At 71.2% G+C, this 26,078-nt stretch carries 21 protein-coding genes, 2 tRNA genes and 1 pseudogene; 13 read left to right on the forward strand and 11 right to left on the reverse strand.

The window, feature by feature from the left end:
• Positions 1–21: 21 nt before the first annotated feature.
• Positions 22–750, forward strand: coding sequence for a ribonuclease PH (gene rph, locus ABD901_RS48655; RefSeq protein WP_345139469.1), 729 nt, complete (start codon positions 22–24; stop codon positions 748–750).
• Positions 747–1,343 (forward strand): RdgB/HAM1 family non-canonical purine NTP pyrophosphatase, encoded by a 597-nt coding sequence (rdgB, locus tag ABD901_RS48660; protein WP_345139475.1) that lies wholly within the window; start codon positions 747–749, stop codon positions 1,341–1,343. Before rph ends, rdgB begins: the two co-directional genes overlap by 4 nt.
• 651 nt (positions 1,344–1,994) lie before the next feature.
• Here the strand turns inward: rdgB and hutH are convergent.
• The 6 genes and pseudogenes from hutH to ABD901_RS48690 all read right to left on the reverse strand — a co-directional run bounded on the left by hutH (position 1,995) and on the right by ABD901_RS48690 (position 10,162).
• Complete coding sequence (gene hutH, locus ABD901_RS48665; RefSeq protein WP_345139479.1) at positions 1,995–3,515, reverse strand: histidine ammonia-lyase; 1,521 nt, start codon at positions 3,513–3,515, stop codon at positions 1,995–1,997.
• Entirely contained in the window at positions 3,512–4,681 is a 1,170-nt protein-coding gene (gene hutI / locus ABD901_RS48670; RefSeq protein ID WP_345139482.1) for an imidazolonepropionase, read from the reverse strand. Before hutI ends, hutH begins: the two co-directional genes overlap by 4 nt.
• A 404-nt stretch (positions 4,682–5,085) precedes the next feature.
• A pseudogene (locus ABD901_RS48675) lies at positions 5,086–6,411 on the reverse strand (formimidoylglutamate deiminase); the annotation flags it as partial.
• Entirely contained in the window at positions 6,408–7,640 is a 1,233-nt protein-coding gene (locus tag ABD901_RS48680; protein WP_345139485.1) for an allantoate amidohydrolase, read from the reverse strand. The gene ABD901_RS48680 and the pseudogene ABD901_RS48675, both read right to left, overlap by 4 nt.
• Positions 7,637–9,289 carry a urocanate hydratase gene (gene hutU / locus ABD901_RS48685; RefSeq protein ID WP_345139656.1) on the reverse strand — a complete coding sequence of 551 codons (1,653 nt, stop codon included), beginning with the start codon at positions 9,287–9,289 and terminating at the stop codon, positions 7,637–7,639. The genes ABD901_RS48680 and hutU overlap by 4 nt, the downstream gene beginning before the upstream one ends.
• A gap of 9 nt (positions 9,290–9,298) precedes the next feature.
• Positions 9,299–10,162 (reverse strand): MurR/RpiR family transcriptional regulator, encoded by an 864-nt coding sequence (locus ABD901_RS48690; RefSeq protein WP_345139488.1) that lies wholly within the window; start codon positions 10,160–10,162, stop codon positions 9,299–9,301.
• A 95-nt stretch (positions 10,163–10,257) separates the two neighbouring features.
• Here ABD901_RS48690 and ABD901_RS48695 point away from each other — a divergent pair, with 95 nt between their 5' ends.
• The 7 genes from ABD901_RS48695 (at position 10,258) to ABD901_RS48725 (ending at position 16,847) form a co-directional block, all read left to right on the forward strand.
• The gene (locus tag ABD901_RS48695; RefSeq protein ID WP_345139494.1) at positions 10,258–11,058 is read left to right on the forward strand and encodes an MOSC domain-containing protein; all 801 of its coding nucleotides are present in this window, start codon (positions 10,258–10,260) and stop codon (positions 11,056–11,058) included.
• A 747-nt stretch (positions 11,059–11,805) separates the two neighbouring features.
• A complete protein-coding gene (locus tag ABD901_RS48700; protein WP_345139497.1) occupies positions 11,806–12,201 on the forward strand; it encodes a hypothetical protein in 396 nt (131 codons plus the stop codon).
• A 221-nt stretch (positions 12,202–12,422) separates the two neighbouring features.
• Entirely contained in the window at positions 12,423–13,985 is a 1,563-nt protein-coding gene (locus tag ABD901_RS48705; RefSeq protein WP_345139512.1) for a circularly permuted type 2 ATP-grasp protein, read from the forward strand.
• An 8-nt stretch (positions 13,986–13,993) separates the two neighbouring features.
• Positions 13,994–14,941 carry an alpha-E domain-containing protein gene (locus ABD901_RS48710; protein WP_345139516.1) on the forward strand — a complete coding sequence of 316 codons (948 nt, stop codon included), beginning with the start codon at positions 13,994–13,996 and terminating at the stop codon, positions 14,939–14,941.
• Positions 14,938–15,780, forward strand: coding sequence for a transglutaminase family protein (locus ABD901_RS48715; RefSeq protein WP_345139523.1), 843 nt, complete (start codon positions 14,938–14,940; stop codon positions 15,778–15,780). Before ABD901_RS48710 ends, ABD901_RS48715 begins: the two co-directional genes overlap by 4 nt.
• 23 nt (positions 15,781–15,803) lie before the next feature.
• A tRNA-Leu gene (locus ABD901_RS48720) sits at positions 15,804–15,876 on the forward strand.
• 239 nt (positions 15,877–16,115) lie between these two features.
• A complete protein-coding gene (locus ABD901_RS48725; protein WP_345139529.1) occupies positions 16,116–16,847 on the forward strand; it encodes a DUF7873 family protein in 732 nt (243 codons plus the stop codon).
• 423 nt (positions 16,848–17,270) lie between these two features.
• On the opposite strand, the gene bcp is transcribed toward ABD901_RS48725, so the two are convergent.
• Positions 17,271–17,744 (reverse strand): thioredoxin-dependent thiol peroxidase, encoded by a 474-nt coding sequence (bcp, locus tag ABD901_RS48730; RefSeq protein ID WP_345139540.1) that lies wholly within the window; start codon positions 17,742–17,744, stop codon positions 17,271–17,273.
• A 140-nt stretch (positions 17,745–17,884) separates the two neighbouring features.
• On the opposite strand from bcp, the gene ABD901_RS48735 reads away from it, so the two are divergent.
• The 3 genes from ABD901_RS48735 (at position 17,885) to ABD901_RS48745 (ending at position 20,641) form a co-directional block, all read left to right on the forward strand.
• Positions 17,885–19,699: a copper resistance CopC/CopD family protein gene (locus ABD901_RS48735; protein ID WP_345139543.1), complete on the forward strand. Its 1,815-nt coding sequence runs from the start codon at positions 17,885–17,887 to the stop codon at positions 19,697–19,699.
• 174 nt (positions 19,700–19,873) lie between these two features.
• Positions 19,874–20,512, forward strand: coding sequence for an oligoribonuclease (gene orn / locus ABD901_RS48740; protein ID WP_345139556.1), 639 nt, complete (start codon positions 19,874–19,876; stop codon positions 20,510–20,512).
• 53 nt (positions 20,513–20,565) lie between these two features.
• Positions 20,566–20,641 (forward strand) — tRNA-His (locus ABD901_RS48745).
• 124 nt (positions 20,642–20,765) lie between these two features.
• Here ABD901_RS48745 and ABD901_RS48750 read toward each other — a convergent pair.
• The 3 genes from ABD901_RS48750 to ABD901_RS48760 all read right to left on the reverse strand — a co-directional run bounded on the left by ABD901_RS48750 (position 20,766) and on the right by ABD901_RS48760 (position 24,021).
• The gene (locus tag ABD901_RS48750; RefSeq protein WP_345139559.1) at positions 20,766–21,182 is read right to left on the reverse strand and encodes a globin; all 417 of its coding nucleotides are present in this window, start codon (positions 21,180–21,182) and stop codon (positions 20,766–20,768) included.
• Positions 21,183–21,186: 4 nt separating this feature from the next.
• The gene (locus tag ABD901_RS48755; protein ID WP_345139564.1) at positions 21,187–22,686 is read right to left on the reverse strand and encodes an MFS transporter; all 1,500 of its coding nucleotides are present in this window, start codon (positions 22,684–22,686) and stop codon (positions 21,187–21,189) included.
• Positions 22,687–22,980: 294 nt separating this feature from the next.
• Positions 22,981–24,021 (reverse strand): mechanosensitive ion channel family protein, encoded by a 1,041-nt coding sequence (locus ABD901_RS48760; RefSeq protein ID WP_345139566.1) that lies wholly within the window; start codon positions 24,019–24,021, stop codon positions 22,981–22,983.
• Between the two features lie 244 nt (positions 24,022–24,265).
• Here ABD901_RS48760 and ABD901_RS48765 point away from each other — a divergent pair, with 244 nt between their 5' ends.
• Positions 24,266–24,808 (forward strand): HNH endonuclease, encoded by a 543-nt coding sequence (locus ABD901_RS48765; RefSeq protein WP_345139569.1) that lies wholly within the window; start codon positions 24,266–24,268, stop codon positions 24,806–24,808.
• Position 24,809: 1 nt separating this feature from the next.
• On the opposite strand, the gene kynU is transcribed toward ABD901_RS48765, so the two are convergent.
• Positions 24,810–26,060, reverse strand: coding sequence for a kynureninase (kynU, locus tag ABD901_RS48770; protein ID WP_345139572.1), 1,251 nt, complete (start codon positions 26,058–26,060; stop codon positions 24,810–24,812).
• Positions 26,061–26,078: the final 18 nt, after the last annotated feature.

Genomic DNA, 26,078 nt, shown 5'->3' on the forward strand with positions numbered 1-26,078 from the left:
GGCTTGACTAGGGTGGTCGGTATGGCTCGACCCGATGGACGCGCACCAGAGCAACTTCGACCCGTATCGATCACCCGCCAGTGGAGCATGCACCCGGAGGGGTCCGTGCTCATCGAGTTCGGCGCCACCCGCGTGCTGTGCACCGCCAGCGTCACCGAGGGCGTGCCCCGCTGGCGCAAGGGCTCCGGCCTGGGCTGGCTCACCGCCGAGTACGCCATGCTGCCCCGCGCCACCACCACCCGCAGCGACCGGGAGAGCGTCAAGGGCAAGATCGGCGGCCGCACGCACGAGATCTCCCGGCTCATCGGCCGCAGCCTCCGCGCCTGCATCGACCTCAAGGCCCTGGGCGAGAACTCGATCGTCCTGGACTGCGACGTCCTGCAGGCCGACGGCGGCACCCGCACCGCCGCCATCACCGGCGCCTACGTGGCCCTGCACGACGCCGTCGCCTGGCTGGCCTCCCAGCGCAAGCTGGCCGGCAAGCCCGCCGAGGTCCTGCACCGCTCCGTGGCCGCGGTCAGCGTCGGCATCATCGGCGGCGAGCCCCGCCTGGACCTGTGCTACGAGGAGGACGTCGTCGCCGACGTCGACATGAACGTCGTCTGCACCGGCACCGGCGAGTTCGTCGAGGTCCAGGGCACCGGCGAGCAGGGTGTCTTCACCCGCGCCGAGCTCGACACCCTGGTCGACCTGGGCGCCCTGGGCTGCGCCGAGCTGGCGACCTTGCAGCAGAAGGCGATCGCCGGATGAGGCTGCTGCTGGCAACCCGCAACAAGAAGAAGCTCGTGGAGCTGCGCCGAGTCCTGGAAACCTCGGCGCCCCACGTCGAGCTCCTGGGCCTCGACGACGTCCCGACCTACCCCGAGGCCCCTGAAACGGGCCTCACCTTCGAGGAGAACGCTCTCCTGAAGGCTCGCGAGGCCGTCCAGTACACCGGCCTCCCCAGCGTCGGCGACGACTCCGGTTTGGCCGTCGACGCCCTGAACGGCATGCCCGGCGTCTTCTCGGCCCGCTGGTCGGGCCTGCCGAGCGGCACCCCGGACCGCGACGGTGCGAACCTACGCCTGGTCCTGGCCCAGCTGGGCGACGTCCCCGACGAGCACCTGGGCGCCGCTTTCGTCTGCGCAGCTGCCTTGGTCCACCCGGACGGCCGCGAGGAGGTCCTACGAGGCGAGATGCGCGGCCACCTGATCCGCGCCCCGCGGGGTGAGGGCGGCTTCGGCTACGACCCGATCTTCGTCGCGGACGGCTACGCGCAGACGACGGCCGAGCTCTCCCCGGACGAGAAGGACGCCATCAGTCACCGCGGCAAGGCCTTCCGCGCCCTGGCCGCCCGCCTCTAGCGGTCCGTAGTTCATCGCACGGCTCCGGGGCGAGCTGTCGTCCTGGCCTCGCCCCGGTGGTGTCGTGCTCCACCTGAACGCGTCTCACCGCGCGCCCCGGTCGTGTCGCGCCGTGCCCGGTCGGGCTCGAACGGGGACGTCCACGTTTGGGTTGCGTCACGCCCGCGCCCAGGTGGGCGTCTGTGTGCGTTCGGTGGGCGTCTGTGTGCGTTCGGGCTGAGTCCGCCGCGCCAACGCGCGCCGCGTCTACCCGCCCCTGAGGCCGCGCCGCGCTTGCGCCGCGCCCGGCCCCCGCCGCGCCGCACCCGCGCCGTGTCTACGCCATGCCGCGCCCACACCTGCCCCACACCTGCCCCACACCTGCCCCACACCTGCCCCGCGCCTGGCCCGCGCCCACACCTGCCCCGCGCCTGTCCCCGCGCCGCGCCTGGCCTGCGCCGCGCCTGTCCCGCGCTCGCGACCGCCCCGCGCCCGCGCCCGTCCCGCGCCGGCGCACACGCCACGCCCGCGCCGAGCCCACGCGCCGCGCCTGGCCTGCGCCGCGCCTGGCCTGCGCCGCGCCTGGCCTGCGCCGCGCCCGCGCGCCGTTGCGGGCGCCGCCCGGGCTGCGTCTGCCCGCGCAAGCGCGTCTTGCTCTCGGCTCGCCGAACGTCAGGCCAGCGGGCCGGCTTCCCGCTCGATCTCCTTTCGCAGCTCGCGCGACATCACCAGGCCGCGCGCGGCCTCCATCACCGGTGCGAGGAACACGTCCGGACCCGGCTTGCCCGCGAACCGCTCGACCGTCGCCACCGCGAGTCGCCCGGCGGGCGAGGGCTGCAGCGGCGCGCGCAGCTGGATGCCGCGGACGGCCGAGATCAGCTCGACGGCCAGGATGCTGCAGAGGTTGTCGAGCACGGTGCGCAGCTTGCGGGTCGCCGCCCACCCCATCGAGACGTGGTCCTCCTGCATGCCCGACGTCGGCAGCGAGTCGACGCTCGCGGGCGCGGCCAGCCGGCGGTTCTCGGCGACGATGCCCGCCGCCGTGTACTGCGCGATCATCAGCCCCGAGTTCACGCCCGCGTCCGGCGACAGGAACGGCGGCAGGTCCCGCGACCGTGTCACGTCCAGCAGCCGGTCGACCCGCCGCTCCGAGATCGCTCCGACCTCCGCCGCGGCGATCGCGAGGTAGTCCGCGGCGAACCCGAGCGGCGCCCCGTGGAAGTTGCCGGTCGACTCGACCCGCCCGTCGGTGAGCACCACCGGGTTGTCGACGATCGACCGCAGTTCCCGCCCCGCGACCGTCGCCGCGAACTCCAGCGTGTCCCGCGCGGCCCCGGCGACCTGCGGAGCACACCGCATCGAGTACGCGTCCTGCACCGCATGCACAAGGTCGTCCCGGTGCGAGTCCATGATCGGCGAGCCCTGCAGCAGCCTATGGATGTTCGCCGCCGACGCCGCCTGCCCCGGATGCGGCCGGATCGTGTGCAGCTCCGGCATGAACGGCCGGTCGGACCCGAGCATCGCCTCGATCGACAGCGCCGCGGTTACGTCGGCCATGGTGAACAGGTGCGCGGCGTCCGCGACGGCCATGAGCAGCATGCCGAGCATGCCGTCGGTGCCGTTGATGAGCGCCAGCCCCTCCTTCGACGACAGCTCGATCGGCGAGACACCGGCGTCGAGGGCGCTGACCCGGGCTCCGTCCTTCGCCAGGACCCAGCCCTCGCCGATGAGCACGAGCGCGCAGTGCGCCAGCGGCGCAAGGTCACCGGAGGCGCCAAGTGACCCGTGCTCGGGCACCCAGGGCGTGATGTCCGCGTTCAGCAGCTCGACGAGCGCCTGCGCGACCTCGGGCCGCACCCCCGAGCGCCCCATGGCCAGCGACCTGATCCGCAGGAGCATCATCGCGCGTACGACCTCCCGCGGCATCGGCGCCCCGACGCCCGCCGCGTGCGATCGGATGAGCGCGTGCTGGAGCTCGGCCCGCCGTTCAGGTGCGATGAAGGTGTTGGCGAGCGCCCCGAACCCGGTCGACACCCCGTACACAGGTCGGCCGTCCCGCTCGATCGCGTCCACGATCGACCGGCTCGCGCGCATGGCGTCGAGCGCGTCCTGCGCGAGGGTCACCCGCGCGTTGGCCCGGGCGACCGCGATCAGGTCGTCCGGGGTAATGCCATTGGCCGTGATGGTGATCAAATCAGCTCCCCATTGAGCACGACGGTGGTTATGAGCGGCACCCCAGGCCGGTAAGCCAGATGCACGTGGGAGGGGGCATCGAGCACGACGAGGTCGCCGCGCGCCCCGACCGTGAGATGCCCGACATCGCCGCGGCGCAGCGCGGCCGCTCCGCCCCGGGTGGCGGCGAACACGGCCTCGGCCGGCGTCATCGCCATCTCCCGCACGGCGAGCGCGATGCAGAACGGCATCGACGACGTATACGAGGACCCGGGATTGCAGTCGGTGGCCAGCGCAACCGTGGCCCCGGCGTCGATCAGGGCCCGAGCCGGCGGATACGGCGACCGCGTCGAGAACTCCGCCCCCGGCAGCAGCGTCGCCACCGTCGAGGACCCGGCGAGCGCCCCGATGTCGTCGGCGGACAGGTGTGTGCAGTGATCCGCCGAGGCCGCGTTGAGCTCCACCGCCAGCTGTACGCCAGGTCCCTCGCCCAGCTGGTTGGCATGCACGCGCACACCCAGCCCCGCGTCGGCCCCCACGGTCAGGATGGCGCGGGAGTGATCGGCGTCGAACGCGCCGCGCTCACAGAACACGTCGATCCACCGCGCCCCGGCGCCGCACGCAGCGGTGAGCATCGGCCCGCAGACCAGGCTGACGTAGTCGTCGGTCCGATCCGAGTACTCCGCCGGCACCACATGCGCCCCGAGGAACGTCGTCTCGACGCTGAACTCCCGCGCGATCCGCAGCGATCGGGCCTCGTCCGCCACGCTCAGCCCATACCCGGACTTGATCTCCATCGTGGTCGTGCCCTGCCGTAGCGCCTCGTTGCGCAGCCGCGCCACGTTCGCCCGCAACTGCTCGTCGTCCGCCGCCCGTGTCGCCCCGACCGTGGTGCGAATCCCGCCCCCGGTATACGGCTGCCCGGCCATCCGCGCCGAGAACTCGGCGGACCGATCGCCCGCGAACACCAGGTGCGAATGGCTGTCGACGAACCCGGGCAGCACCGCAGCGCCGTCGGCGTCGAGCCGCGCATCGGCGGCGGGCGCGTCCACGGCCCGCCCGATCCACTCGACCCGCCGGTCGTCGATGACGAGCGCCGCGTTGCGCCGGATGCCGAGCGGCCCTTGACCCCACGCCGGGTCGCCCGTGACCAGCTCGCCGATGTTGGTGACCAGCAGCGATCTCATTGCACCGCCCCGATCCGGTTCCCGCCGCCCTGCCCCGCGACCGCCTTTCCGCCATCCACTGCCGCAGGTGGCGCACCGTTCTCGCCGGACTCACCGCCCCGCTCGGCCGCTCCATCCGCCGCGGGTGGCGCACCGTTCTCGCCGGACCAATCGCCCCGCTCGGCGGTTCCATCCGCCGCACCTGGCGCACGGCCCTTGCTGGATTCCCCGCCCCGCTCGGCGATTCCAACCGCCGAGCCTGGCGCGCCGCTCTTGCTGGACTCACCGCCTCGCTCGGCCGCCCCACCCGCGGCGCGGTTGGGAGATGCCCCGTTCGCAGCGCCGCCCTCGTCGGGGTCGCCGCTCGGTCCTGCGTCGGCGCGACCCGGTCGGTCGGTGTTCGAGGACGGCAGCACGCCGGCCGGGGCTGTCGTGATGGTCTGCAGCGCCCGAGTCAGCGCCGCTCCGACATCCGGAACGGCGAGGTGCAGGCCGTCGCGCACCACGACCCGCCCGTCGACCACGACGTGGCGCACGTCGGCCGCGGTGGCCGCGAACGCGATCGCGGCCGGATCGCAGCCGGCGGTCCGCGGCGAGTCGAGCGCCACCGTGACCAAGTCGGCTCGGGCGCCCACCGCGATGGCGCCGCTGTGTGACCAGCCGAGCGCCGCGTGCCCGGCGGCGGTGGCGGCGTCGATCAGCTCGGCGCCCGTGAAGTGCCCGCGATGTTCGGTGTGCAGGCGCTCGTGCATCTCGAGGCCGCGCGCCTCCTCGAACAGGTCGACGACCGCGTGGCTGTCACTCCCCAGGCTCAGCGGGCTGCCGGCGTCGGAAAGGGCCCGCGCGTGGCCGATGCCGTCGGCCAGGTCCCGCTCCGTCGTCGGACAGAAGCACGCTCCGGTACCGCTGTCGCCCAGCTCCGCCCGGTCGGTGTCGGTCAGGTGCGTGGCGTGCACCGCGGTCACCCGCGGGCCGAGCAGTCCGCGATCGGCGAGCAACTCCGTCGGCGTGCGCCCATGGACGGCGAGGCACGCCTCGTTTTCCGCTCGCTGCTCCGACAGGTGCACGTGCGTCGGCATGCCCTCGGTTCGCGCGGCGAGCTCGGCCAGTGCCGCGACCGGGACGGCCCGCACGCTGTGCGCCGCCGCGCCGATGCGCGCGTGCGGCCGAGGACGGAGCCTGTCGAGCCGGTTGGACCAGGCGTCGAACGATCCGTCGCCGAACCGCAGCTGCGTTCCCTCCAGCGGCCGCCCGTCGACCCCAGCGGTCAGATACAGCGTGTCGAGCAGCGTGATCCGGATGCCGGCGTCGGCGGCCGCCGCGATGAGCGCCTCGCCCATCGCGTTCGGGTCCGAGTACTTCACCCCGCCCGGCCCGTGGTGCAGATAGTGGAACTCGCCGACGCACGTGATGCCGGCGAGCGCCATCTCGGCATAGGCGGCGACGGCCAGCGCGTGATAGGAGTCCGGGTCGAGCGCGCCAGCCACCGCGTACATCTGCTCACGCCACGTCCAGAACGTCCCGCGCCCCTGCTGCGTGCGCCCGCGCAGCGCCCGATGGAACGCGTGCGAGTGCGCGTTGGCCATGCCCGGCAGCGTGACCCCCGCGAGCCGCACCGCCCCAGCGGCCTCGGGCGCGTCGACCGGCGTCCGCGGGTGCACCGCCACGAACCGGCCGCCGGCGACCTCGACCAGCACGTCGATGGCGACGCCGGTCGGCAGCCAGGCGTGCGAGCAGTGGTACCGCGTCACTGACATAGCCGGGCCAGGAGGTCGGTGAGCTTCTCCACCCCGACGGCGCAGTCGGCGTCGGAGGCGGACTCCTGCGGCGCGTGGGAGATGCCGCTCGGGTTGCGCACGAAGAGCATCGCGGTGTCGACGTGCCCGGCGAGCACCCCGGCGTCGTGCCCGGCCCCGGTTGGCAGCACCGGCGCGTTGAGCTCCAGCGCGGCGAGCCGGCTCACGTCGCCGTTGAACCCGACCTCGCCGGTCAGCGACTCGGTCGCCACGGCCACCCGCGTCCCGTCGTGCCGGGCGCGCTCCTCGGCCCGCTGCCGGATCGAATCGACGAGCTTCTGCAGCGTGTCAGTGTCCGCGGCGCGTGCGTCCAGCCAGGCGGACGCCCGGGCGGCGATCGCGTTGGTTGCGTTGGGCGCGACGTCGACCCGCCCGACCGTGGCGTGCGCACCGTGGGTCCGAGCCGCCACGTCGGCGGCGACCACGGTGTGGGCGAGCGTCAGCATCGGATCGTGCCGGTCCGCCATGCGGGTCGTGCCGGCGTGGTTGCCCTCGCCGGTGAAGTCGAAGCGATACCGCCCATGGGGCCAGATCGAGCTGGCCACGCCGATCGGGGCGTCGAGATGGTCCAGCGCTCGGCCCTGCTCGACGTGGAGCTCCACGAACGCCCCGATGCGCGCCAGCCGCTCAGGATCGGGCCCCAGCCGGTCCGGATCGAGCCCGGCGCGGCCCATCGCGTCGGCGAGCCACGTCCCGTCCCGGTCGCGCAGCCGCAGCGCCTGCGCGGGGTCGTAAGCGCCGGTGAGCAGCCGCGATCCCAAGCACGGAACGCCGAACCGCGCGCCCTCCTCCTCGGTGAACACGACCACCGCGATCGGCCGCGAGGGCGTAACGCCGCGCTCGCGGAGCCGATCGATGGCGAGCAGCCCCGACACCACGCCCAGCGGCCCGTCGTAGGCCCCGCCGTGCGGCACCGAGTCGAGGTGGCTGCCCGTGACCACGGCGCCTTCGCCCTCTGGCTCGCCCCACCAGGCCCACAGGTTGCCATTGCGGTCGATCTCGACCTCAAGGTCGCGGTCCAATGCCTCTTCGACGAACCACTCCCGGCACACCAGGTCGGTGTCGGTCCACGAATGGCGCACGTACCCACCGTCGTCGCCGACCCGGCCGACCGGGCTCAGCGACCCCCACAGCGCGGCGAACCGCTCGGCGCCCATCATGGCTGCTTCCGCATCGGTGCTCATGACTGCTCCCGCATCGGTACGCGAATGCCGGTCGCCTCGGCGACCTCGGCCGCGTCGTCGTATCCCGCGTCGACGTGACGCAGCACGCCCATCGCCGGATCGTTGCTCAGCACCCGGGCGAGCTTCTGCGCGGCGAGATCGGTGCCATCGGCGACGGAAACCTGGCCCGCGTGGATCGACCGCCCGATGCCGACGCCGCCGCCGTGGTGGATCGACACCCAGGACGCTCCCGACGCCGTGTTGACCAGCGCGTTGAGCAGCGGCCAGTCGGCGATAGCGTCGGAGCCGTCGCGCATCGCCTCTGTCTCCCGGTAGGGCGAGGCGACCGAGCCCGTGTCCAGGTGGTCCCGCCCGATGACGATCGGGGCCTCGAGCGTGCCGTCGGCGACCATCTCGTTGAACCGCAGGCCGGCCTTGTCGCGTTCGCCCTGGCCGAGCCAGCAGATCCGGGCCGGCAATCCCTGGTATGCAACGCGCTCCTGCGCCATCGTGATCCAGCGGCGCAGGGAGTCGTTCTCCGGGAACAGGTCGAGGATCGCCCGGTCGGTCGCCGCGATGTCGGCCGGGTTGCCCGACAGGGCCGCCCAGCGGAACGGGCCCTTGCCCTGGCAGAACAGTGGCCGGATGTACGCCGGGACGAAGCCCGGGAACGCGAACGCCCGGTCGAACCCGCCGAGCTGAGCCTCGCCGCGGATCGAGTTGCCGTAGTCGAACACCTCGGCGCCGCGGTCGAGGAACCCGACCATTGCCTCCACGTGCCGCGCCATCGAGTGCCGCGCGCGCTCGGTGAACTCCTCGGGCTTCTTCGCCGCGTAGTCCGCGGCGTCCTCGGGCGCGATCCCGCTCGGCACGTAGGACAGCGGGTCGTGCGCCGAGGTCTGGTCCGTGACGATGTCGACCGCGACGCCCATCCGCAGCAGCTCGGGCACCAGCAGCGCGGCGTTGCCGACGACCCCGACCGATAGGGCGCGCCGGGCGGTCTGGGCCTCCGCTGCCTGCCGCACGCCGTCCTCGAGCGAGTCGGCGATGACGTCGAGGTAGCGGGTGGCGACACGCCGCTCCAGGCGGGTCCGGTCGACGTCGATGATCAGGCAGACGCCGCCGTTCATCGTGACGGCGAGGGGCTGAGCGCCGCCCATGCCGCCGCAGCCCGCGGTGACCGTCAGCGTGCCGGCCAGCGAGCCGCCGAACCGCTTCTCGGCGACCGCGGCGAACGTCTCGTAGGTGCCCTGCAGGATGCCCTGCGTGCCGATGTAGATCCACGAGCCGGCGGTCATCTGGCCGTACATCGTCAGGCCGAGCGCCTCCAGCCGCCGGAACTCCGGCCAGGTGGCCCAGTCGCCGACCAGGTTGGAGTTGGCGATGAGCACCCGTGGTGCCCACTCGTGCGTCTGCAGCACGCCCACCGGGCGGCCCGACTGCACCAGCATGGTCTCGTCGGGGCCCAGCGTCGTCAGCGTGCGAATCAGTGCGCGGTAGGAGGGCCAGTCACGTGCGGCCTTGCCCGTGCCGCCATACACCACGAGGTCCTGCGGACGCTCCGCGACGTCAGGGTCGAGGTTGTTCATGAGCATGCGCAGGGCAGCTTCCTGTTGCCAGCCTCGCGCCGTCAACTGGGTGCCCCGAGGGGCACGGATTGCTTCCATGATTCTCCTCGGCTAGGGCAGGAATACTTGACGATTGGCGGCGGAGCGCTCGAACGCCTCGAGCCGCTCCTGGGTCTCGGCAGGCGCGGCGTCGCACATCGCCTGCAAGAGCATCGTCACCATCGCCATTGGCGCGGTGTGCATGTCGAACACGAGCCGCGACCCGACGGGTGCCGGCAGCACCACGTCCGACTCCGCCGCGGCCGGGCTGACCGGAGAGTCGGTCACGGTGACCACCCGCAGCCCGGCGGCCCGCGCCTCGCGCAGCACGTCGATGGCCTCGCGCGGATATCGGGGCAGTACGAACGCCAGCATGGCAACTGCGCCGGCCGCGCATGCCTGCTCCAGGCGGTCCGCGAGCAGGCTGCCCTGCTCGTGCAGCAGGCGGACGTCCGGGTGCACCTTGGCGGCGAAATAAGCGAACGCCCCCGCGAGCGCGCCGGCCGCCCGCATGCCGAGCACCGGCAGTGGGCGGCTCTCCATCAGCAGCTGGCCCGCCTCGGTCAGCGGCCCGGTGTCGCGCAGCGCGTCGGACAGTCGCTGCAGGTTGGCGATCTCATCGCTCAGTGCCTGCTCGAACTGGCTGACCGGCGTGCTCTCGTCGGTGTCGTCCATTGTGGACGGACCATGGCGGTAGCCGTCGATCGTCACCCGCAGCTCGTCCCTGAGCGCCGGATAGCCCTCGAAACCGAGGGCCGTGGCGAACCGGGTCACCGACGGCTGGCTCACGCCGGCGAGGTTGGCCAGGTCGCCACTCGAGAGGTAGCCCGCGCGCCCCGCGTGCTCGACCAGGATCCGCGCGATGCGGCGCTGGACGGGCGTCAGTCGCTGCCCGTCGAAGAGGTCGAGGATCCGCTGGCGCGGGGAGGTGGTCATGGGTCGACTGTAAGTCGCCTTTCAGGGTTGCGTCAACCGCATGGAGTCATTCAGAATGATGGCGGGAAGGGAGGACCACATGCGACTCTCTGGACGTGTACCTGAGCTATTTGGCGACCTACCCGATCAAGAGCTGCTACCGCGCCGAGGCAGACCTCGCCGAGGTGGAGCCCTGGGGCCTGGCCGGAGACCGGCGCTGGCTCGTCGTCGACGAGCAGGCGAAACTGATCACGCAGCGCGAATGGCCCGCGATGGGGCGGATCCGGCCGCGGTACGGCGACAGGGGCCTCGTGCTCGAGGCAGCCGGCACGGATTCGCTCGCGGTGCCGCTCCCGTCGGGGGAGCCGACGGACGTCAGGCACTTTCACCAGTGGATCGCGGCGACATCTGCGGGGGATGTCGCTGCGCAATGGGTCTCGCAGGTGATCGGGCGGCCGGCGCGGCTGTTCTATCTCGACGATCCGACCCGGCGGGCGGTCGATCCGGAGTACGGCAACCCGGACGACCGGGTCTCGTTCGCGGACGGCTACCCGCTGCTGCTGACGAACGAGGCATCACTGCGGGCGGTGAACGACTGGCTCGCCGAGGACGGCGACGAGCCGATCGCGATGACCCGGTTCCGCCCCAACGTCGTGGTGTCCGGCGCGTCGGCGTGGGCGGAGGACGACTGGATCGGCCGGCGGGTCGTGATCGGCAACGTCACCTTCCGGGCGCCGAAGCCGTGCGACCGCTGCGTGCTGACGACCATCGACCCAGAGACGGGTGAGAAGGGCCGGCAACCGCTGCGCGTGCTCGGCAAGCACCGGCGATTCCCTGGTGGGCTGCTGTTCGGTCTCAACCTGATTCCGGACGTGCGCGGCAAGATCGCAATCGGGGACCAGATCACGATCCTCTGACGCGCCAGCTCCCCGTCTTGCACCTCGCCGGCCGACCCAGCGCCGCGTCGCCCTGAGCCCCGAGCCTTTGCCCGACCAGCTTCGCGAGGCGTCGGGCGGGCTCGCGGTGCGGGTCGGCCTCGCGAGGTGGCAGGCGGCTTCGCGCGGCAGGCGGGCCTCAGAGGCGGCGGGCGGCTTCGCGGGGCGGCGAGCGGCTTCGCGGGGGCGGGGCGGGCGGCCTCACGGGGCGGCGGGCGGCTTCGGGAGGCGGCGGGCGGCTTCGCCGGGCGGCGGGCGGCCTCACGGGGCGGTGGGCGGCCTCAACGGCGCGGTGGGCGGCTTCGCCGGGCGGCGAGCGGCCTCACGAGGCGGCAGGCGGCTTCAAGGGGCGCAGGCTTGCGTGGCGGGGCGTCGGGGCGATGCGTGCGGGCGGAATGTCTGTAGTGGGCGTGGTTTGTGCGATTCAAGATGTGGCGGTGGGCTAGGCCGGGGCGGAGTGACTGGGATCGGACATGTGCCTCCGTGGCGCGTTGGCGGGGCGCTGTCGGGAGCTGTTTGGGCTGGCTGCGGGGTGGGAGTCTCGGGCTGGCGTGGAAATCGAGCATTGAAGAGTGTGGACGGTCACGTGGCGGGTCGATGTTCTTGGGGTGGGGCTCTGGTAGAACAACGCGCGTGTCGTTTCTGCTTTGGAGCGGGCGGGCCATCGGGTACCGGCGGGCGGGGGCCGGGGTCGGGGTTGCCGTTGTGTGCTTCGTTGGGGCGTACGTTGTGGCGCCGGGGGAGGCGTTCGAGCATCCCAAGCGGCTGGCGTTGACGGTGCTGCTGGTGTTGGCGGGGGTGGCAGCGCTGGGGTGGGCGGCGGCCATGGGGCACGTTGGGGTGCAGGTCAGCATGTACAACGTGCGGATCCGGCATGGGCTGTTGCCTATGCCGCCGATCTCTGTGCCGTTGCGGATGGTGCATGACCTGCGGGCGGTTGACGTGCAGTCCAGTATTGGGCAGCGGTGGGGGTGGACGTGGGTGCCCGGGCGCGGGAGGGCCGTCATCGTGCGGTCGGGGCCGGCGTTGATGTTCGACTTTGCGGGGCGGCAGTTCACCGTCAGTGTCGATGAACCCGAAGATGCCGTTGCGGTGCTCAACCGGATGCGGATGGCCGCGCGGTAAGGCGGGAGTCGGCGCCGAGTGCCTTGCGGCTGCGGGGCTTGGCGGCGATCAGGTGGCAGGGAGGCGCGCCAGCGCCGACCGGTGTCTGGTGGGAACAACGGTCAGGTAGTGACGCGGTCCGAGTCATGCATATATAGATCATCGGTATCTACGGAGCGCAAGATCGCGGGCCAAAACACACCGGTAATGCGGGCGAAACGGTTTGTGCCTAGGCTCTCGTCATGGCGGACATCTTCGATGAGTACTCGATGTCCGGGGGCATGTTCGAAGCTTGGGACGAGATGTTCGAGCGCCCCGGACAGCCGCGGTCGCCCTATCGGTCGCTGTTCGCCGCACTGCAGCCGTTGGCGCCGGCCGACCTGCGGTTTCGGGCCGATCAGCTGGCCCGGGTGTTCACGGATCGAGGGGTGACCTTCGCGTACGCGGGGGAAGAGAGACCGTTTCCGCTCGATCTTATTCCGCGGATTCTTGATGCGGCGGAATGGGATCTTCTGACCGCTGCGGTGCAGCAGCGGGTCAAGGCGCTCGAAATGTTCCTCGCGGACATCTACGGGCCGGGGCGGGTGTTTGCCGACGGGGTGGTGCCGCGGCGGCTGGTGACGACGAGCGCGCACTTTCATCGGCAGGCCTACGGGATCGAGCCGGCCAATGGGGTGCGGGTGCACATCAGCGGGGTCGATCTCGTGCGGGACGAAGAAGGGCGGTTCCGGGTACTCGAGGACAATCTCCGGATTCCGTCCGGGGTCTCGTACGTCATCGAGAACCGGCGGGCGCTCACGCACACGATGCCGGCGTTGTTCGCGGATGCTCGGGTGCGGCCCGTCGACGACTACCCGGCGCGGCTGTTGGCGGCGCTGCGAGCCGCGGCGCCTGAAGGGGTGGACGATCCGACCGTCGTGGTGTTGACGCCTGGGGTGTACAACGCCGCGTACTTCGAGCATGCGCTGCTCGCCCGGTTGATGGGTGTCGAGCTCGTCGAAGGGCGGGACCTCGTGTGCAGCGGCAACCGGGTGCGGATGCGCACGACGCAGGGGGAACGTCCCGTGCACGTGGTGTATCGGCGCGTCGACGACGAGTTCATGGACCCGCTGCACTTCCGGCCGGACTCGGTGATCGGGTGCCCGGGGATCGTGAACGCGGCGCGGGCCGGGCAGGTGACGCTCGCCAACGCCGTCGGCAACGGGGTGGCCGACGACAAGCTCGTGTACACCTACGTGCCCGACCTGATCCGCTACTACCTCTCCGAGGAACCGCTGATCGACAACGTCGAGACGTACCGGCTGGACGACCGCGATCCCGATGTGCTGCACGACGTGCTCGGGCGGCTCGATCAACTGGTGCTCAAGCCCGTCGACGGGGCGGGGGGCAAGGGGATCGTCATTGGGCCGCAGGCGTCCGAGGAGACGCTCGACGCGCTGCGCCGGGCGGTCAAGAAGGATCCGCGCGGGTGGATCGCGCAACGGCCGGTGGCGCTGTCGACGTCGCCGACGCTGCTCGGGGACCGGGTCGCGCCGCGGCACATCGACCTGCGGCCGTTCGCGGTCAACGACGGCAATGAGATCTGGCTCCTGCCGGGCGGGCTGACGCGGGTCGCGCTGCCCGAGGGGGCGCTGGTGGTCAACTCCAGTCAGGGTGGCGGGTCGAAGGACACCTGGGTGCTGGCGCATCCGGGCGAGCCGGCGCCCGTGCCGAGGCCCCGCGTCGCGGTCGAGCCCCGCGACTCGGGCGGCAGCCCGCGCGACAGCGGGCCGGCGGCCGCGCAGATGGCCGGACAACAGCAGTAGGAGAGCTGATGCTCAGTCGCATCGCGGAGTCGCTGTTCTGGATCGGGCGCTACATCGAGCGCGCCGACGACACCGCCCGCATTCTCGACGCGTTCCTCGGGCGGCTGCTGGAGGACCCGTGGGCCGACGAGGACACGGCCTGCCGCACGCTCTTGTCGATCCTCGGCGCGCCCGCGCCGCAGGACCGGCGCCTCACCACCGGCGACGTGCTGGAGCTGCTCGCGTTCGACGCGGAGGACCCGAGCGCGATTTCCGGCGCGGTCGTGGCGGCGCGCGACAACGCGCGCGGGGTGCGCGAGACGATCTCCAGCGAGATGTGGGAGTGCCTCAACGTCACGTGGCACACGCTCGCCTCGCGGCGGGTCGCCGCTGAGCGCCTCGGGCCGACCGTGTTCCTCAGCTATGTCCGGGAGCGGGCCGCGGTGCTCGCCGGGCTCGCCGAGTCGACGATGAGCCGCGACGACGGGTGGCGTTTCCTCGTGCTTGGGCGCAGCCTCGAGCGGGTCGACATGACCGCCCGGCTGCTGTCGATCCAGACCACGACCCCGGACGAGGTCACCGGCTGGCGCACGGTGCTGCGCTCGTGCGGCGCCGACGAGGCGTTCCTGCGCACCCACGGCGGCACGTTCGACCCGCAGCGGGTCACCGAGTTCCTGCTCCTGGACCGCCTGTTTCCCCGGTCCGCGTTGCACGCACTCGGTACCGCCGAGCAGTGCCTGATCGATCTCGCACCCACCATCGAGCGGGCCGGCGTGACCGACGCGGCGCGGCGGCCGATCGGGCAGATTCGCACGCGCCTGGAGTACGCCGACACCAGCGTCCTGCTCGCCGAGCTGCCGCAGCACCTGCGCGCCCTGCAGCAGACCTGCGCCACGGCGAGCGCGGCGATCACCGATCGGTACTTCCCGCAGTCCACGCCCGTCACGTGGGGCACCGTCGCTTGGGGTGGGTCATGAACTGGCGCCTGAAGATCCGGCACGTCACCGGCTACCAGTACGCGGGCACCGTCTCCGCGTCGTACAACGAGGCCCGGCTGACCCCGCTGACCCTGCCCTGGCAGACGACGCTGTTCAGCCAGGTCGAGGTCACGCCCGGCGCGACCACCTACCGCTACCACGACTACTGGGCGACCCAGGTCACCGCGTTCGACCTGCACCGGCCGCACCAGCAGCTGCGGGTCGTGTCCAGCAGCCTCGTCGAAGTCTTCTCGCCGCCTGCGCCCCGCATCCGGCTCGGCTGGGACGGGCTGGTCGCCGACGCCGTGCGCGACGCGCACGCCGAGTTCCTCGCCGACAGCCGGGTGACCGCGGTCGACCCGGCGCTCGTCGAGCAGGCGTGGGCCGGCACCGGCGGGCTGGCGCCGGCCGAGGCCGCGGAGGCGGTGTCGGAGTGGGTGCGCGCCGAGGTCGCATACGTGCCCGGGTCGACCGGCGTGCAGACCAGCGCCCAGGAGGCGTGGGACCTGCGCCAGGGCGTTTGCCAGGACATCGCGCACCTGACCGTCGGGCTGCTGCGGGCGCGAGGGGTGCCGGCGCGGTACGTCTCGGGGTACCTCCACCCGAAGGTCGAGGCCGAGGTGGGCGAGACGGTCGCCGGGCAGAGCCACGCCTGGGTCGAGTGGTGGTGCGGCGAGTGGACCGGCTTCGATCCCACGAACGGTGTGCCGGTCGGACCGCGTCACGTCGTGGTCGCCCGCGGGCGTGACTACGACGACGTGCCGCCGCTGCGCGGGGTATACCACGGCGCGCCGAGCAAGCACCTCGGCGTCACGGTGGAGATCACGCGCCTGGCCTGAGTATTGTGTCTCTCGGTCTACACGGGGCCGTAGCCCAATGGCAGAGGCACACGGTTTAGGTCCGTGCCAGTGTGAGTTCGACTCTCACCGGCCCCACGCCCTCGGGCGGACCATGTCCGCGGAAAGCGCGGACCTGGTCGGGCGTCATGCTGGCTCCGGGGGCCGAGCCCCCGGAAACCCCACGGGGATCGGTGGTTGCGCCTAGCTCGCACCTTGCGCTCGTCTGCAGACCATGTCCGCGGAAACCCCACGGGGATCGGGGGTTGTGGCCGCCTCGGTGCTTGCGTTTTATCGTTTCTCCGGGTGGCGGACCGGCTCGTACACTCGTGCGCATTATGACGAAGCTGAATCAGATCATCGCGGTCGAGAAGGGCGTGAAGTCCCGCTCGTTCCAGGACCTCACCGAGGCACACCACGTCCTGCAGAAGCCGGCGCTGCTGGCCGGTATCTCCCGCACGTACCGCCCGAAGGACGAGGAGGGCGAGCAGCTGCCGCCCGAGTCGACGCGCGTGCAGGTCAAGGCCGAAGAGGTGCTGCGGCAGACGGGCACCATTCTCACGCGCCTGTTCGACGTGACCGCCACGAAGGACTGGACGAACTGCGTGGCCCGCGCCGATGTCGTCGTCGACGGCAACACACTGCTGCGCGAGGTGCCCGTGTCGTACCTGCTGTTCCTCGAGAAGCAGCTCGCCGACCTGCTCACGTTCGTGCGCAAGCTGCCGGTGCTCGACGCCGCGGAGACGTGGGTGTACGACGCTTCGGCCGACACGTACGCCACCGAGCCGACCCAGACCACGCGCACGAAGAAGATCCCGCGCAACCACGTGAAGGCCGAGGCGACGGAGAAGCACCCGGCGCAGGTCGAGGTCTACTACGAGGACGTGGTCATCGGGTACTGGAAGACCGTGAAGTTCTCCGGCGCCCTGCCCGCCAAGCGCGTCAACGAGCTCATCGAGCGCGTGGAGCGGCTGCAGGCGGCGGTGAAGTTCGCCCGCGAGGAGGCCAACGCGGTCGAGGTGGTCGAGCAGGAGACCGGCGAAAAGGTGTTTCGCTACCTCTTCGGGTGAGCATAGGATCGGCGGTGCGCAAGGAGCGCAGACTGAACCTGAGGCTCAGTTTGACAGGTGCGCGCGGTGTCAATGTGGAGGTTCGATTCCTCCCGCCGCCATTCACGTGGCGGCGTAGCCCAACGGAAGAGGCGGCCGCGGGAGCCGAAACACAAACTCAACTTCTCGCTCCAGTCTGAGCATTCGCCGCCGAACGCCGGATCAAACGAACGGGACGCCAGTCGTCGAGGTTGCGGGTTCAACTCCCGCTCGGTCCTCTCCATGGGCCGATAGCTCAATCGAAGAGCGCGACGTCATAATCTGATCCACGTTCTTCAAACGTCGCCGGTGTGCGCAATTGGGCGGCACGCCGAAGCCCGGTGGATGGATACTCCACCGGGCTTCACCATGCTCGGCCCGCAATACGCGGGCGGCGGCGTGGCGTCAGTCCAGGCCGAGGTCCTTGCGCAGCTTCGCCACATGGCCGGTGGCCCGGACGTTGTACATGGCGCGCTCGATCTGCCCCTTCTCGTCGATCACGAACGTCGAGCGGATCACGCCGAGCACCGTGCGGCCGTAGTTCTGCTTCTCGCCGTATGCGCCGTAGGCGCGCAGGACCGCGCGGTCCGGGTCGGAGACCAGCGGGAACGTGATGGCGTCGCGCTCGCGGAACTGGGCCAGCTTCGCGGGGGAGTCCGGCGAGATGCCGACGACCTCGTAGCCGGCCGCCTTGAGCGAGGCGAGGTTGTCGCGGAAGTCGCACGCCTGCTTGGTGCAGCCGGGGGTCATCGCGGCGGGATAGACATACAGGACGACCTTGCGGCCGCGAAGGTCGGCGAGCGACAAAGGCTCGTCCCGGTCCGTTTGCAGCGTGAACTCGGGGGCGGTGTCACCCGGCTCGAGGCGCGTTGTCGTCATGACTGGGACTCTATCGCGTGGTCTTCTCGCGCGCGGGCGCCCATAGCGGTACGTCCATGAGCCGACACTCAAAGTCACCGGGAACTTTTGAGGGGTGACCCGCGACCACCCGAGCATGACGGGCGAGAAATCATGACGTCATGACCCGACGCAGATGGTCCATACCCCTGGCGATGCTCCTGGGCGCCCTGGCCATCCTCGTGCTGCCCGCCGCGCCCGCCAGCGCGCACGCCACCCTCGAGCAGACCGCACCCGTCGCCGGGACGGTGCTCGACCAGCTCCCGGGCGAGGTCACGCTGAACTTCAGCGAGCCGGTCCGATTGGTCGTCGACAAGATCCGGGTGACCGGGCCGGACGGCAACCGCGCCGACACCGGCAAGCCGGCCGTGCGTGACTCGGAGCTGGTCATCCCGCTCAAACAGGGCGGCCCGAAGGGCACGTACCTGGTCAGCTACCGGGTCATCTCGGCCGACAGCCACCCGGTCAGCGGCGGCTACACCTTCTCCTACGGCCAGCCCTCCGCCGTCCCCAACCAGGACGACGCCGGCTCCTCTGTCCAGACCGACGCCGTGGTCAAGAACGCAATGTCGGTGGCGCGCTTCCTGGGCTTCGCCGGGCTCGTGCTGCTCATCGGCCCGGCGCTGATCCTGTTCGCCCTCTGGCCGCGCCGGCTGCCCACCCGCGATCCGGGTCGGCTGGCGCAGGCCGGCGCCGGGCTGCTCGCGGTCAGCACGATCCTGGAGTTGTACCTCCAGATCCCCTATACCGCCGGAACGTCCCTTTTCGACGTCTCCGGCGCCGCCACCCGTGAGGTGCTGGGCACCCCGTTCGGCGCCGCGCACCTGGTCCGGCTCGGCGTGGTCATCGCGGTGGCCCTGCTGCTGCGGCCGCTCATCGCCGGGCGGGCCAGCAAGATCGACCAGACGCTCCTGGTCATCCTCGGCGTGGTCGGCCTCGGGACCTGGCCGGTCTCCGGGCACCCGAGCGCCTCGCCGGTGCCGACGCTGACGGTCGTGGCCGACGTCGCACACCTCGCGGCCATGTCGATCTGGCTGGGCGGCCTGGTCATGCTGTTCGGGTTCCTGCTGCGGCGGGCCAACACCCGCGAGCTCACCGCGATCGTCCCGGTGTGGTCCGGGTGGGCGCTCTTCGCGATCACCGTGCTCGTGCTGGCCGGCACCGCGCAGGCGCTCGTGGAGATCGGCACGCTCGACGCGCTCACCGGCACGTTGTACGGCCAGCTGGTCATCGCCAAGGTCGCGCTGCTCGCCGTCGTGGTGTCCGTGGCGGCGTACTCCCGCCGCATCACGAATCGCCGCTTCACCCCGATCCCGGTAGCGGTGGGCGTCGGCGGCAGTTCGGAAATGCCTGGAATGGGCGGCACGTCGGAAGCGGTGCGTGACGCCGAAAGCGACGATGCCCTCGAAGATGACGAACCAGGCGATGAGGCCGGCGAAGGCGAAAGCGGCACACAGGGCGAGGGCGCCCAGGAGGCCGCGAACGGGACGGATCGCAAGCGGCTGCGCACCGCGGTGCTCATCGAGGTCGCGATCGCCGTGATCGTGCTCGCGCTGACGTCGGTGCTCGTGCAGACCAGCCCGGCCCGCAGCCAGAACGGGGTCCCGGCCGGCCCGTTCGACAGCACCGTCACGACCAACCTGCTCAAGCTCCAGGTCGACATCTCGCCGGGCCAGGTCGGGCTGAACGCCGTCCACCTGTACGCCCTCAAGCCCGACGGCTCCGGGCCCCAGACCGTCGTCGAGTGGCGGGCGACCGCCGCGCTGCCGTCCAAGGAGATCGAGCCGCTCGCCGTGCCGTTGCTGGGGATCGGCGACGACCACGCGGCGGGGCAGATCACGCTCACCGCCCCGGGCACATGGGAGTTCAAGTTCACGGCCCGGGTCGACGACCTCAACCAGACGACGGTCACGGTGCAGGTGCCCGTGAAGTCCTGAACGGCCCGACCGATTTGCCGGTGATGCCGCTCTGGCAGTGCCGGGGAAAGGCCTGGGCGCCGCCCGCCGCATCGGCGCGCCGCACGGTGAGCGAGTCGTCACCGTGCGGCCCGTTGATAACGAGATCGCGCAGTTTAGGTGGTTGCCTGCACCGAGAGGTGAGCAGTCGGCCAGATGAACACTAGGCTGTCGGGTGTGGGTGATCTTCTGGTCTGGATCGACTGTGAGATGACGGGTCTCGATCTGGGTAAGGACGCGCTGATCGAGGTCGCGGCGCTGGTGACCGACCCGGATCTCAACGTGCTCGGCGAGGGCGTCGACGTGGTGATCCACGCCGAGGACGCGGCGCTGGACGGCATGCTCGAGGTCGTTCGCGAGATGCACGGGCGGTCGGGGCTGACCGAGGCGGTGCGCGCCTCCACCGTTAGCCTGGCCGAAGCCGAGGACATGATCATGACGTACATCACGGAGCACGTGCGCGACCCGCGCACCGCCCCGCTGTGCGGCAACTCGATCGCGACCGACCGCGGCTTCCTCGCGCGGGACATGCCGCGCCTCGACCACCACCTGCACTACCGGATGATCGACGTCTCGTCGATCAAAGAGCTGTGCCGGCGGTGGTATCCGCGGGTGTACTTCGGCCAGCCGCCGAAGGGCCTCGCACACCGCGCCCTGGCCGACATCCGGGAGAGCATCCGGGAGCTCGAGTACTACCGGCGCACGCTCTTCGTTCCGCTGCCCGGGCCCGACGTCGACACCGCCAAGGCGATCGCCGCCGAGCTCAGCAAGGAAGGCGACACGAACGGGTCATAACCCCGTCGACGGATCCCGCCCCCCATGCCCTACTATTAGCGGGCGAGTTCATGGTGGCTGTAGCTCAGTTGGCAGAGCACCGGGTTGTGGTCCCGGGTGTCGTGGGTTCAAATCCCATCAGTCACCCCATGTGAAGTCGGCCCCCGTCCTTGGACGGGGGCCGATTGCTTTTTCGGTGGTACCTCACGACGCGGGCAGCAGCGCCAGGGGCGCCCTGGCGCCCACGCCCTGCGGAATGCGCTGGGGGTCCGGGCTAAAGCACGGGAATGGCCGGTGATTCCGATTCGTCCGGATCGTCGGCGTTGACCATGAAGTGGGCGGCCCGCTCCAGGTACTCCCACAGCACCGCCTCGTGCTCGGGCGCGAGCTGGATCGCGTCGACGGCCCGGCGCATCTGCCGCAGCCACGCGTCGCGCTCGGCCGAGGCGATCCGGAAGGGCGCGTGGCGCATCCGCAGCCGCGGGTGGCCGCGGTTCTCCGAGTAGGTGCTCGGGCCGCCCCAGTACTGGATCAGGAACAGCCGGAAGCGCTCGTTGGCCGGGCCGAGGTCCTCCTCCGGGTACAGCGGGCGGAGGATCGGGTCCTCGGCCACACCGGCGTAGAACTCGTCGACGAGCTTGCGAAACGTCGGCTCGCCACCGACGAGCTCGTAGAAGTTGGGGGACGTCACGCCGTCAACTATGCCGCGCCGGCTGCGACGGCGGTGCGGGCGGGAGGCCGCCGAGCTCCGCGGTGCGCTCCGTCAGGTCGACCGTGCGCTCCGCCGGGTCGGGCATCGGGGGCTCGCGGCGCGCCGACGGGCCGGGCGAGGGGCGCCGGCGCGGGGGCAGCGGCGCGCGGCCCAGGTCGATCGTGACCTCGCCGAAGTCCTCGATCTGCCCGGGGCTCGCGGCGGCGTGCGCATCGGCGGCGACCCGCACCTTGTTGGCCGCGATCGCGTCGGCGATCGTGGCCGGCGTCGGCCAGGAGGCGATGATCAGCACCAGCACGGCGACGCCGGCGATGCCGAGGAAGCCCACGACGTCGGGCAGCGGATACATGAACGCGAGCCAGCCCGTGAGCATGACCGCGCCGCCCTGGATGAGGTGCATGCCGCTCTGCATGACGCCGAACGCGCGGGCCCGGTAGGCCGGCGGCAGCACCTGCACGAAGAGCCCGTTGCCGGCCGGCAGCGTGATCGCCAGGGAGGCGCCGCTGATCACCGTCATGATGACGACGACGACCAGGTTGGGGTCGAACAGCGCGGGCACCAGCACCAGCGGTGTGATGAGCGCCACTGGCCGGATGAGCGCCACGCGCCGCTGGGGCCGCAGCAGCCAGGTCACCAGAGCGCTGCCGAGCACGAAGCCGCACGCTGCGGCCGTCATGATGGCGCCGAACGCGAAGGAGTCGGCGTGCCCGGCCAGGTGCGCCGCCCAGGTCGCGGCGATGCCCTCGGGGATCACGCCGAAGCACACGCCGCTGAACACGATCAGCGCGATGGAGCGCATGACCGGCGAGCGGAGCACGACCCGGTAGCCGTCGATCGCCTCGCGCACCAGGTTGGTGCGCTGCTCGGCCTTCAGGCTCGGCGGGCGCTCCCGGACCATGGTGCGCACCAGTAGCGCCGAGACCACGAAGGTGATCGCGTTGAACAGCAGCGCGGCCGAGTCGTCGATGCTCACCAGCAGGGCGCCGAGGCCGTAGCCGCCGATCAGCGCGATCTGGGCGGTGGTGCGCGACAGGGTCACGCCGGTGACGTACTGCTCGCCGCTGATCAGCTGCGGCAGCAGCGCCGAGCGGGAGGCGTCGAACGGCGGGCTCAGCAGCGCGTTGACGAACAGCAGGGCGATGAGCAGGCCGGCCGGCGCGTGCGGGTAGGCGGCCAGCAGGAACATGATGCCGGCGCGGATCAGGTCGCAGCCGATCATGGTGCGCCGGTAGGGGTGGCGCTCGGCCCATGCCGCCAGCAGCGCGCCGAAGCCGAGCCAGGGCAGGTAGCTGACCGCGAACGCGGCGGCCGCCAGCAGCGGCGACTTGGTCTGGCCGTAGACCACCGCGACGATCGCCGCGCGAGCCACGTTGTCGCCCAGTGTGGACTGCGCCTGCGCCCAGAACGAGGCCGCGAACTCCTTGTTGGCGAGCGTCTCGCGAATGGTTGCAGGGCGCTGAGCGGACTCGTCGGGATCTGACACCGGCTGAGCCCCCTTCCCACGGTCACGACAGCGGCGTCAAACGTTCGCGGGCGCGGCCGAACCGGTCATTCCGCCACGTACAGGGGTCAACGGCGGCGGACCGGGACACTGTGCAGCGATGCACCTGAACGAACGGACGATAACCGAATGACCACCCGACGCGCGACCCTACCCTCCGGGTTGATCACAGATGGCCGCTAGATCGGACAAATTCCACCGTTCGGCGCAGTACTGGCTATATGGCTACACGAAGCCAGGTGTACCACGGCCGGGTGGCTCGTCGAGAAGGATCGGTCAGGTCGGTCCGGACGGGTTGACCCCAGCGCCGGTCGGGGCGTCGTTCCCCTCCGTGGAGCCCGGGCGGATGAACATGCGCGCCGCGGTGAGCTGGGCGGCGATGCCGGCCCGCTCGAGCGCCTCGGTGAGCCGCCGCCGCAGCTCGCGGCCGACCCGCCACTGCGCCTCGGTGGAGGTCTTCACCGTCGTGCGCAGCACCGCGCCGTCGGCGGTGAGCTGCTCGACGCCGAGCACCTTCGGCGGGTCGATGAAGTCGTCGGCGAATTCCGGGTCCGCGCCGAACGCCTCGGCGGCCTCGCGCAGCACGGCGGTCGCCTGGTCGACCGCGACGAACCCGACGGGCACGTCGATGTTGACCACGGCCCAGCCCTGGCTCTTGTTGCCGACCCGGACGATCTCGCCGTTGCGCACGTACCAGACCACGCCGGCGGCGTCGCGGATCGTGGTGATGCGCAGCCCCACCGCCTCGACGGTGCCGCTGGTCTCGCCGACGTCGACGACGTCGCCGACGCCGTACTGGTCCTCGAGCAGCATGAACAGGCCCGCGATGAAGTCCTTCACCAGGTTCTGCGCGCCGAAGCCGATCGCGAGGCCGGCGATGCCGGCGCTGGCCAGCAGCGGACCGAGGTTGATGCCGATCTCTCCGAGCACCAGCATCGCCGCGATGGAGAACACCACTGCCGAGGCGATGCTGCGCAGCACTGATCCGAGCGCCCGGGCCCGCTGGTTGCGCCGCTCGGTGGGCAGCGTCAGCGCGTTGGGCAGCCGGTTGCGCAGCGGCCGCAGCAGCGAGCCTCCTGTCTCGTTCTCGGAGACCGTGTGCTTGATCAGGCGGTCGACGGCGCGGTGGATCAGAGCCCGCACCACGAACGCGATGAGGATGATCACCAGGATCGTCAGCGGCTTGACCAGCACCCAGTAGCTACTCTCGGCGAGCCAGCCGTTGTGGGTCAGGTCGAAGACGTAGTCGCACAGGCCGCTCTTGCCGGCGCAGCTCGGCTTCGGAACGACGGAGGGGGTCGGCGTCTCCAGAGGCATCGCGAGCGGGCTGATCACAAAGCTCCTAGCGGCAAACCGGGGCGAACGGGGCAAGTTCGCACAAATGTGGGGGGTTCAGGGGCTAACACCGGCGAAGGTTCACCCACCGGCCGCAAATAGTACGTGCAATCCGAGGATCTATCAGGGACGATTAGCCCACGGACCGCCGCCGGTGGGCCGGCGAGTTGACCTCACATGGCCATTTCCAGGGAGACATCCTTCACGTAGCAAGGGAGACGGCGCGATGCCTGACATACGACCCGCACGAGTATCGGGTGCGCTGGTGCTCAATGCCACCTACGAGCCGCTGTGTGTCGTGTCTGTCAGACGTGCCACCATCCTGGTCCTGACGTCGAAGGCCGTGTGCGTCGCCGACGGTGACGGGATCCTCCACAGTGCGATGAACGAGTTGCCGGTGCCGTCCGTGGTCCGGCTCACCCGCTACGTCCGGGTGCCGTACCGCACGCATATAGGCCTCTCCAGGCGCGGCATATTCGCCCGCGACGGATGGCGTTGCGCCTACTGCCGCGGCCCCGCCGAGACCATCGACCACGTGATGCCACGTAGCCGGGGCGGGCGGCACGCCTGGGAGAACGTCGTAGCCGCCTGCGCCCGCTGCAACCACACCAAAGGTGACAAAACGCCAGCCGAACTCGGCTGGCGTTTGCATACCACCCCAATAGCGCCCAAGGGCGTGGCGTGGCGGGTCCTCGGGCACCGCACCCCGGACCCGCGCTGGGCCGACTGGCTGGACCTCCCGGCCGACGGCCTGGTCCAGGCCGCCTAGATCACGTGACCCGGCCCAGTTCGGCCGGGTACGACAGGTGCGCGTCGGACTCCACGATGTCGCGCAGCCGCGCCATGCCGTCGTACACGTCGACGAACCGCGTGTAGAGCGGGGCCAGGCCGATCCGCAGCCGCTCCGGCGTGCGGAAGTCCGGAATGACCCCGGCCGCCTTGAGGGCCTGGCACATCTGCCAGGCCTCGGGCGAGCGGAACGTCACGTGGCTGCCGCGGCGCCGCGGATCGGCCGGGCTCGCGAGGGTCAGTCGCGGTCCGAGCCATTCCTGGGCCAGTTGGTTGGTGTACTCCGTGAGCCGTTGCCCCTTCGCCGCGAGCGCATCGACGCCGGCCTCCGCGGTGATGCGCGCGCCCTCGATGACGGCATAGCCGCCGAGGACCGGCGGGGTGCCGACCAGGTAGCGGTCGATGGACTCGGCCGGGTCGTAGCCGGCCGCCATCGCGAACTGGTCGCGCCTTCCGAACCAGCCCCAGATCGGCTGGCGCAGCGCCTCCTGCAGATCCCGCCGGACATACAGGAACGCGGGGGCGCCCGGGCCGGCGTTGAGGTACTTGTACGTGCACCCCACCGCCAGGTCCGCGCCCGACTCGCGCAGCGGCACCCGGACGGCGCCCGCCGAGTGGCACAGATCCCACAGTGTGAGGGCGCCCACCCGGTGCGCGGCAGTGGTGATCGCCACCATGTCGGCGATGGCGCCGGAGCGGTACGCGACGTGGGACAGGCACACCAGCGCCACGTCGTCGTCGAGGGCCGCGGCCACGCGCGCCGGGTCGATCCCCGCGTCGATGTCGGTCTCGACGACGCGCAACTCGAGGCCGCGGGCGGCGGCGAGGCCCTCCAGGACGTACCGGTCGGTGGGGAAGTTGTCGTCGTCGATGACGATCGCGCGGCGCCCCGGGCGGGCATCCAGCGCCGCGGCCGCGAGCTTGTACAGGTTGACGCTGGTCGAGTCCGACAGGATCACTTCGCCGGGCGCGACATGGAGTACCGATGCGGCCAGAATGTCACCGGCGGACCGGGCCAGGTCGATCCACACGTCCCAGCCCCGGATCAGGTCGTGCCCCCATTCGCGGTCGATGGCCTCGCGGAGCCGCTCGCGGGTGGCCAGCGGCAGGCGCCCGAGCGAGTTACCGTCGTAGTAGACGAGCTCGTTGTCCGGAATATAGAAAAGCGACCGGAAATGTCCGATCGAGTCCTGGGCGTCCTGCGTTTCGGCATAGTGGCGCGAGAGGTCCATGTCAGTGACGGTAGGCCC

The sequence above is a fragment of the Dactylosporangium darangshiense genome (genome assembly GCF_039537565.1).
GTDB lineage: Bacteria > Actinomycetota > Actinomycetes > Mycobacteriales > Micromonosporaceae > Dactylosporangium > Dactylosporangium darangshiense.